Here is a 7,835-nt window from a genome sequence, read left to right on the forward strand (position 1 = left end):
CCCCCAGGAAGCTCTGCTCTGCGCGAAAGCGAAGCGTCAGCGGCAAATGTTTTATCTGTGCGAAAGCGAAGCGGCAGCAACAAAGCGCCCAGTCGAAACGGAAATCAACCACACATTTTGGTCATGAGCTTATTATTTAGAAAGGAGGACTTTTATGATAAAAGCCGTTATTATTTTTCTTCTTGTTGGTTATTTAATTGGCTGTGTTCACGGCTCTAAAGTTGCTCAGTTTTTATCCGGGGTAGATTTAAAAAAGACTGGATATGGCAATGCAGGTGCCTCTAACGCAACACTCTCCCTTGGATGGAAATACGGCGTATTAGTTGCACTTATCGACATCGGTAAAGGCGTTGCCGCTATTATCGGTGCACATGCCTACCTCGCAGATCTAACACAATTAACAGAAATACACGTTTGGCTCTTTACCTATATCGTAGCTACCGGTGTCATTCTTGGTCATAATTTCCCATTTTATATGGGCTTCAACGGTGGCAAAGGTACCGCTTCAATCATAGGAATATTACTTGCGACTGATTGGAAAATCGGCTTATTTGCACTCATTTTATTTGTTATTTTATCTTTCCTGACGAACTATTTAATTATCGGTGTACTTGTATTTTATCTCGTTTTTTGTATAGCCACATATTTATGGATTCCTGGAATATACCCAACGATTATAGCCCTACTTCTTTTTGGTATAGCCATCATTTTGCATATCGAAAATATTAAACGATTGATGCTAGGAACTGAGCCTAAAGTTACTTCAGCATTTAAAAAGAAAAAATAATATATTTTGGATATTATTGTCTTTTCTATGACCGCGTATTTTCTCGTAACTGCCCATTATCGCTATAAATAGAGAGCATTTCACACACTAGTTTTTTTTACAATAAATAGACAAATTACTTTCTTAATAAAGCATTCTACTAGTCGATGTTATAGAAAATACTAGAAAGGGTGAGAAAGTATGTCTACTTCTGAACAAGCAAAACCGAAACGTAATTTGAAGCCACTCTGGATTGCATTAGCATTCGCATCACTAATCGTCATAACTTTTTTACCTAACAGCGGCGATTTACCTATAGCAGGACAACGGGCTTTGGCTATCTTAGCTTTCGCGGTCATCCTTTGGGTTACAGAAGCAGTATCCTATCCCGTTAGCTCTGCCATGATTATTGCTCTCGTCACAATCTTACTAGGGTTAGCTCCGTCAATGGAAGATCCAACGAAAGTGCTAGGAACATCAGATGCATTAAAATTAGCATTAAGCGGATTTAGTAATTCAGCAGTTGCACTAGTAGCCGCAGCTCTTTTCCTAGCGGCAGCCATGCAAATTACCAATTTACATAAACGTCTTGCGCTATGGATCCTTTCACTAGTAGGAACAAAAACGAAAGCCATAGTATTCGGTGCTATTTTAGTATCTATTGCACTTGCATTCTTTGTCCCTTCTGCCACTGCACGTGCAGGCGCAGTTGTGCCAATACTACTCGGAATGGTAGCAGCATTTGGTCTACCACGTGATAGTCGACTTGCTGCTTTACTTGTCATTACCTCTGTACAAGCTGTCTCCATTTGGAATATCGGTATTAAGACGGCAGCAGCTCAAAATATGGTCGCTTTAAATTTCATCAAAGAACAATTTGGTGTTGATATTTCTTGGGGTGCTTGGTTGCTTTACGCTGCCCCCTTCTCAATCATCATGTCAGTGGCTCTATTTTTCATTATGACTACACTAATTAAGCCTGAAACAAGTAATATCGAAGGTGGTAAAGAAGTAATCAAAAAACAGCTTGCGGAACTTGGTCCATTAAAAGCTCCCGAAATTCGATTAATCATCACATCGGTCGTTTTACTATTTTTCTGGGCTACAGAGGGCAAACTCCACCCATTCGATACGACAACCGTCACAATCGTTGCAATCGCCATTTTATTAATGCCAAAAATCGGAGTCTATTCGTGGAAGCAAGTTGAGCCTCATATTCCTTGGGGGACAATTATCGTCTTTGCAGTAGGAATTATGCTAGGAACAGTCTTGCTTAATACTAAAGGTGCATCTTGGTTATCTGATAAAGTATTCGGTTCACTCGGTTTAGATTCTATGCCAATTCTTGCAACAATTGCGCTTGTCACTTTATTTAACATTCTTATTCATTTAGGCTTTGCGAGTGCAACAAGCTTAGCATCTGCGCTTATACCAGTATTTATCGTTTTAGCCTCAACATTAACGGCTAATGTCGATCAGGTTGGTTTCGTTATCGTGCAACAATTCGTTATTAGCTTTGGTTTCCTCTTACCTATTAGTGCACCGCAAAATATGCTTGCCTATGGTACAGGAGCCTTTACAACAAAGGATTTCTTAAAATCTGGTATCCCATTAACGATTATTGGGTACATCCTAGTTCTTCTATTCTCCGCAACGTATTGGAAATGGATTGGATTATTGTAAGGAGGAAATTTGTAGCCAGGCTTTTCTGTGGGTACCTGTTCACTTCGGTGGCCACCTGAGCGTTTTGTCGGCTTACCTGATCACTTTGTGGATCAACCCGATCACTTAGAGACCTTGTTTGACCCGAGCTTTCCGCGAAATACGTTCTTAACAACTAAAAGCCTTGAAGGAACATATCAACTGTCCTTCAAGGCTTTTTCGATTTATTATTTCGATAAGGCTGGGTTCTTCATCGTACCATTTTTTGCGTAATTCACATGCCATGAGAGCGCTTTTTCTAGAATATGTGGCGTATGATGTCCACCAGTCGCTTCATTAGCATCGTTAAAATACTTCCATAATTGCTCACGATATTCTGGGTGTGCACAGTTATCGATAATGAGCCTAACCCGTTCTTTTGGAGCAAGCCCACGTAGGTCTGCTACTCCTTGCTCTGTTACGATGACGTCTACATCATGCTCTGTATGGTCTACATGCGATACCATTGGAACGATACTAGAAATATTTCCGCCTTTCGCGTAAGATTTCGTGACGAAAATACCTAATCGTGCATTACGCGCAAAGTCTCCAGAGCCGCCGATTCCATTCATCATTTTTGTGCCAGAAACATGTGTAGAATTCACATTCCCGTAAATATCCACTTCTAATGCCGTATTAACAGAAATTAACCCGAGTCGGCGAATAATTTCTGGTTGGTTAGAAATCTCTTGCGGACGTAATACTAGTTTATCTGTATATTTTTCAAAATTACCATAAACTCTATTTCCAACTTCCTCGGAAAGTGTAATAGAAGTAGCAGATGCGAAGTTTACCTTTCCGGTATCAATTAATTCGAATACCGCGTCTTGCAGTACTTCTGAATATACTTCTAAGTTCTCAAACTCGGAATCTTTAAAACCTAATAAAACGGCATTGGCTACTGAGCCTACACCCGACTGAATAGGTCTTAAGCTTGTTGTTAAACGACCTACTTTAATTTCTTCGCGTAGGAAATTTAATAAATGATTAGCCATAATATCCGTTTCTTCATCCGCAGGAACAATCGTTGATGGCGCATCTAAAATATCTGAAATCACAATGCCTTTTACTTTATTTAAATCTAGTGGTATACCAATTGTGCCAAGCCGATCGGATACATTTTGTAATGAAATAGGATCACGTTCCCCCTGTAGTCCTGGTATAAAAATATCATGGACACCCTCTAATTCATCAAGCTGAGCTACGTTCAACTCAATGATTATTTGGTCTGCCTCTTGCACAAAAATCGGAGAGTTACCAACTGAAGTTGTAGGAATTAGTAAGCCGTCTTCTGTAATAGCAGCTGCTTCAATAATCGCAAAATCAATAGGACCAATAATACCTTGACGTACTAACTCCGCATTATGTGATAGATGCGCATCAACAAATGTGATTTCACCACTGTTGATTTTGTTACGAATGCCGGCATCTGCTTGGAAAGGTCCACGTTTACGAATAACGCCAGCTTCCGCTAAGTATTGGTCAACTTCTGGGCCAAGTGATGCACCTGTATATACATCTACCTGGAAGCTCTCTTTTTTAGCTTTTTCCACAAGTGCAAGAGGTACCACTTTAACATCACCAGCGCGTGTAAACCCGCTCATCCCAAGTACCATCCCATCCTTAATCCAAGATGCTGCTTCTTCTGCTGTTACAACCTTGCTCCGTAGCTGTTCATTACGAAGCTTTTTCGCCAACTTTTCTGCCATTCCTTATTCCTCCATCCTACTTTATTTTTTAACTAGATTACTCGGTTTAATCCTCCTGGTATAGTCATCCAATTATTAGAAATCTAACCAAATAAACTGTTCACACATAATTTTAAACTATTTAGAATTTTTAATCTATAACTAACAAAATATTTAATTTTACGAGATATTTTATGCATTCGCAAATTATCTGAAAATAACTTCAATATCGAAAAAATTCGATTTTGAAGAAAAAGCGTGATATGCTCTTGATATATACAAAGAGGAAAAGGAGATTTAATAAATGGTTAAAGAATTATTACGTAACCACTCTTCGGTTCGTATTTATGATGGAAATCCGATTTCAAAGGAAATTATTGAAGAATTAATTGCTACTGCACAAATGGCTGCTACATCACATTTTGTGCAAGCTTATAGTGTTATTTGGGTAACAGATGAGGACAAAAAAGAAAAACTAGGGTTACTCTCTGGTAATCCTCGTCAATACGAAACTTCTGGCGGTGCCTTTGTCTTCTGTGTTGATTTCAAACGTCTTCAATCGGCAGGCAAATTAGAAGGTGTGGACATTGTCGCTGATTCCGCAGAAAACGTACTTGTTGGAGTAGCCGATGTAGCATTATTCGCGCAAAACTTTGTCGTTGCTGCAGAATCTATGGGATATGGAATTTGTTACATTGGAGGCGTGCGTAATAAGCCTGAAGAAATCAGCGAATTATTCAATCTACCTGACTATGTTTTCCCACTATTCGGCTTAACAATTGGGGTTCCCGCTCGTCGCAATGAAGTAAAACCTCGTTTACCTGTTGCAGCAGTATTACATGAAAATGAATACAATGCAGAAAAATACGAGGCGCTTTTACCAGCTTACAACGACACAATGGAAGCATACTATAATAATCGCTCATCCAATCGAAAAATTGATAACTGGACAAAGCAAATGGCGGATTTTTTAATTGAACAACGCCGTCCTCATATCAAAGATTTCTTAGCGAAAAAGGGTTTTAATTGGAAATAATCTCGTCAACAAGCTATGTGGAGTTCCTATCGCATGATAGTAACTTCACTTTTTTCTTACAGTTTTCTTTGGCTTCTAAAAGCTACGATAAATCAAAGGGATTAAATCAATGGACTTTTTAAACAAAGAGGAGCGTCAATATGGAAGTAGTATATATTGCAGGTGGATGTTTATGGGGAGTACAAGCTTTTATAAAAACTTTACCTGGAGTTAAGTTTACAGAAGCAGGAAGAGCTAATGGAACAAGCCATACACTTGAGGGTGATTACGATGGATACGCCGAATGTGTAAAAACAGGATTTGATCCGACAGTTGTAACAATCAGGGAATTAATGGGATATTTATTTGAAATCATTGATCCATACAGTTTGAATAAACAAGGACAGGATGTTGGCGAGAAATACAGAACAGGAATATATAGTGAAAAGTCTGAACACTTGAATGAGGCGAAGGCGTTTCTTGGTGAGAGAAATGATCGTGACCTTATAGTCGTTGAAGTATTACCTCTTACAAACTATTTGAGAAGTGCAGAAGAACATCAAGATAGGTTAGCTAGATGTCCAGATGATTATTGTCATATTCCAGAAGAAATATTAAATAGGTATAAGTAAGAGAAATTATTAAAAGATGGTTTATGGGATTTATAGTTTTCAGAAATGCTTTACCATATAATAAGGGGAACAGAACTGTTTAATCATTTTCAACGATCGGGCGCGATTGTTTAATAAGCATCTCGGTTCTTCTTAAACTAACGGTGGTGTTAATTAAAGATCATTGAGTTGCACTTGCGGCTCTTTTTTCTTTATTGAACTAACGGTGCAGGTTAGTTCAATAGCGTTGTTTAACTTGTGTTCAACAATCGGGCCAGATTATTGAATAACATTCTTTTATGAAATGTCCCCGAACGACGCTTTGGGAAGGTTATACTTCCACTAACGGGTGTAGTTATTGAATAAGGGCTGTGCTTTTATTGGATTAGATTGGAAAAAGTGTATATTAAAATTAGAACAAAATAAATTTATATGTAGGGAGATGACTACTTTATGAAAAAGAGAATTTCTATAGTATTAACAATGATAGCTATCATTACTTTTGGTGTTTTTATTTATTATGGGTCTTTGACCGAGGCTAATAAGGAAACCGACAGTATTGTAATAGATAAAGATGGAGAAGTAGTAGAACCACTTAGTGGTAACAACGATAATATAGGTCATTAATACACATTAATATCGGTAGACATTTTTCTTGACGTTCTATTTGTACCAATACTCTCTTAAGCAATCGGGCGTTTTAGTGCAACAAGGACTTATAAGCTATACAAAACAATCATAATAAACGTTCCCAAATGAAAGTTTGGAGAGAGACCGAAATCCAAGAAATACTGTTAAACCAACATTTCTTGGATTTTCCTTTAAATATTGTTTATACAGCTTTTTATGCAAATATATAAACAGGGCTACGATAGTACTTTTCAAGATTATGTAGAGTGTATTATCTGAATAAAAATCTGTATATTTGGCGCATTAAAACAAACTGCATTTTTTATCATTCATCATTCCTATACTTCAAGTACAGGGCCTTTAATTGAAAACCGATATTCAACAATCGGGCGCGATTGTGGAAGAAGCGTCGCTGTTCTTATTAAACTCCCATGAAAGAACGAAATAATCTTTCATTCTCTGTGGTGTAGCGCTGGTTTTTGCGCTACATGGATGGCTAACGGGTGCTTTAGTTGAACAAGAGCTACAAAAAAATAATCAAACATATTTATAAAAACTGTTTACTAAATTACAGGAAAGAAAGTATTTTGATCAATGCGTAGAAGCAAATAACAAAAACAATGACCGGCTCCAGGTATCATTGTGAGAAATTTTGAAAAAATGTTAAAATTTAAAAATAGAATAGGAGGAAAATAAATTGATTACATTAAAACCTATGAACAAAGAAGAGTTCAAACAATATATCAGTTATGCAATTGAAGACTATGCAAAAGACAAGATTGCTTCCGGAAATTGGAGTGAAGATGAAGCGCTTGACTTGTCGAGGGAATCATTTGAACGACTACTACCACAAGATGAGAAGACCGAGAATAATCATTTATTCTCTATCTTTCACAACGATATCCTAGTTGGAATGATTTGGATTTCACAAAAAGCGCCTACAAATCCTAATGAAGGTTTTATATATGATTTTGTGATTTTTGAGCAATATCAAGGGCAAGGGTATGGCAAGAAAGCAATGAGAGAAGCTGAAATTATTGCTAAAGAATTAGGTATGAATAAAATTGGTCTCAACGTTTTTGGTCATAATAAAATTGCACGTGGCTTATATGAAAAAATGGGTTATGAAATTACGAATATAACAATGGCTAAAACAATTTGATAGTGTAATACCAAAATCCAAGTACTCAATTAATTTTGAGCCTGGGCTTTTTTTATATAACGTCTCTTTGCTGTTGGTATTGGAGACACTTCTTCAACTAATGAGGTAGAGTTAACTTACTAAAAAATTGCATACAAAAAAGCCGAGGAATAAATCCTCGACTTTTTTAGGTGCCTAGCGACGTCCTACTCTCACAGGGGGAAGCCCCCAACTACCATCGGCGCTAAAGAGCTTAACTTCCGTGTTCGGTATGGGAACGGGT

General features: G+C 37.6%; 7 protein-coding genes and 1 rRNA gene. 6 read left to right on the forward strand and 2 right to left on the reverse strand.

Annotated features, from left to right (window positions below; translation table 11 throughout):
* Positions 1-154: 154 nt before the first annotated feature.
* Complete coding sequence (locus tag ACFXN8_RS25905) at positions 155-787, forward strand: glycerol-3-phosphate acyltransferase (RefSeq protein WP_386848262.1); 633 nt, start codon at positions 155-157, stop codon at positions 785-787.
* Positions 788-967: 180 nt separating this feature from the next.
* Positions 968-2,449 carry a DASS family sodium-coupled anion symporter gene (locus ACFXN8_RS25910; protein ID WP_386848263.1) on the forward strand — a complete coding sequence of 494 codons (1,482 nt, stop codon included), beginning with the start codon at positions 968-970 and terminating at the stop codon, positions 2,447-2,449.
* Positions 2,450-2,655: 206 nt separating this feature from the next.
* Here ACFXN8_RS25910 and scpC read toward each other — a convergent pair whose 3' ends face one another.
* Positions 2,656-4,176 (reverse strand): succinyl-CoA:acetate CoA-transferase ScpC, encoded by a 1,521-nt coding sequence (scpC, locus tag ACFXN8_RS25915; protein ID WP_386848264.1) that lies wholly within the window; start codon positions 4,174-4,176, stop codon positions 2,656-2,658.
* A gap of 283 nt (positions 4,177-4,459) precedes the next feature.
* Here scpC and chrR point away from each other — a divergent pair, with 283 nt between their 5' ends.
* From chrR to ACFXN8_RS25935, 4 genes are all read left to right on the forward strand, one after another.
* Positions 4,460-5,191 (forward strand): class II chromate reductase ChrR, encoded by a 732-nt coding sequence (gene chrR / locus ACFXN8_RS25920; RefSeq protein ID WP_386848265.1) that lies wholly within the window; start codon positions 4,460-4,462, stop codon positions 5,189-5,191.
* Positions 5,192-5,331: 140 nt separating this feature from the next.
* Positions 5,332-5,802, forward strand: coding sequence for a peptide-methionine (S)-S-oxide reductase (locus ACFXN8_RS25925; RefSeq protein WP_376078492.1), 471 nt, complete (start codon positions 5,332-5,334; stop codon positions 5,800-5,802).
* A gap of 432 nt (positions 5,803-6,234) precedes the next feature.
* Positions 6,235-6,408: a hypothetical protein gene (locus ACFXN8_RS25930; protein ID WP_197141129.1), complete on the forward strand. Its 174-nt coding sequence runs from the start codon at positions 6,235-6,237 to the stop codon at positions 6,406-6,408.
* Between the two features lie 700 nt (positions 6,409-7,108).
* The gene (locus ACFXN8_RS25935; RefSeq protein ID WP_376078498.1) at positions 7,109-7,573 is read left to right on the forward strand and encodes a GNAT family N-acetyltransferase; all 465 of its coding nucleotides are present in this window, start codon (positions 7,109-7,111) and stop codon (positions 7,571-7,573) included.
* Positions 7,574-7,745: 172 nt separating this feature from the next.
* On the opposite strand, the gene rrf is transcribed toward ACFXN8_RS25935, so the two are convergent.
* Positions 7,746-7,835 (reverse strand): 5S ribosomal RNA (gene rrf, locus ACFXN8_RS25940); the annotation flags it as partial.

Origin of the sequence: Lysinibacillus sp. NPDC059133 (assembly GCF_042755925.1) — a bacterium.
In the GTDB taxonomy this organism is placed as follows: Bacteria; Bacillota; Bacilli; order Bacillales_A; family Planococcaceae; genus Lysinibacillus.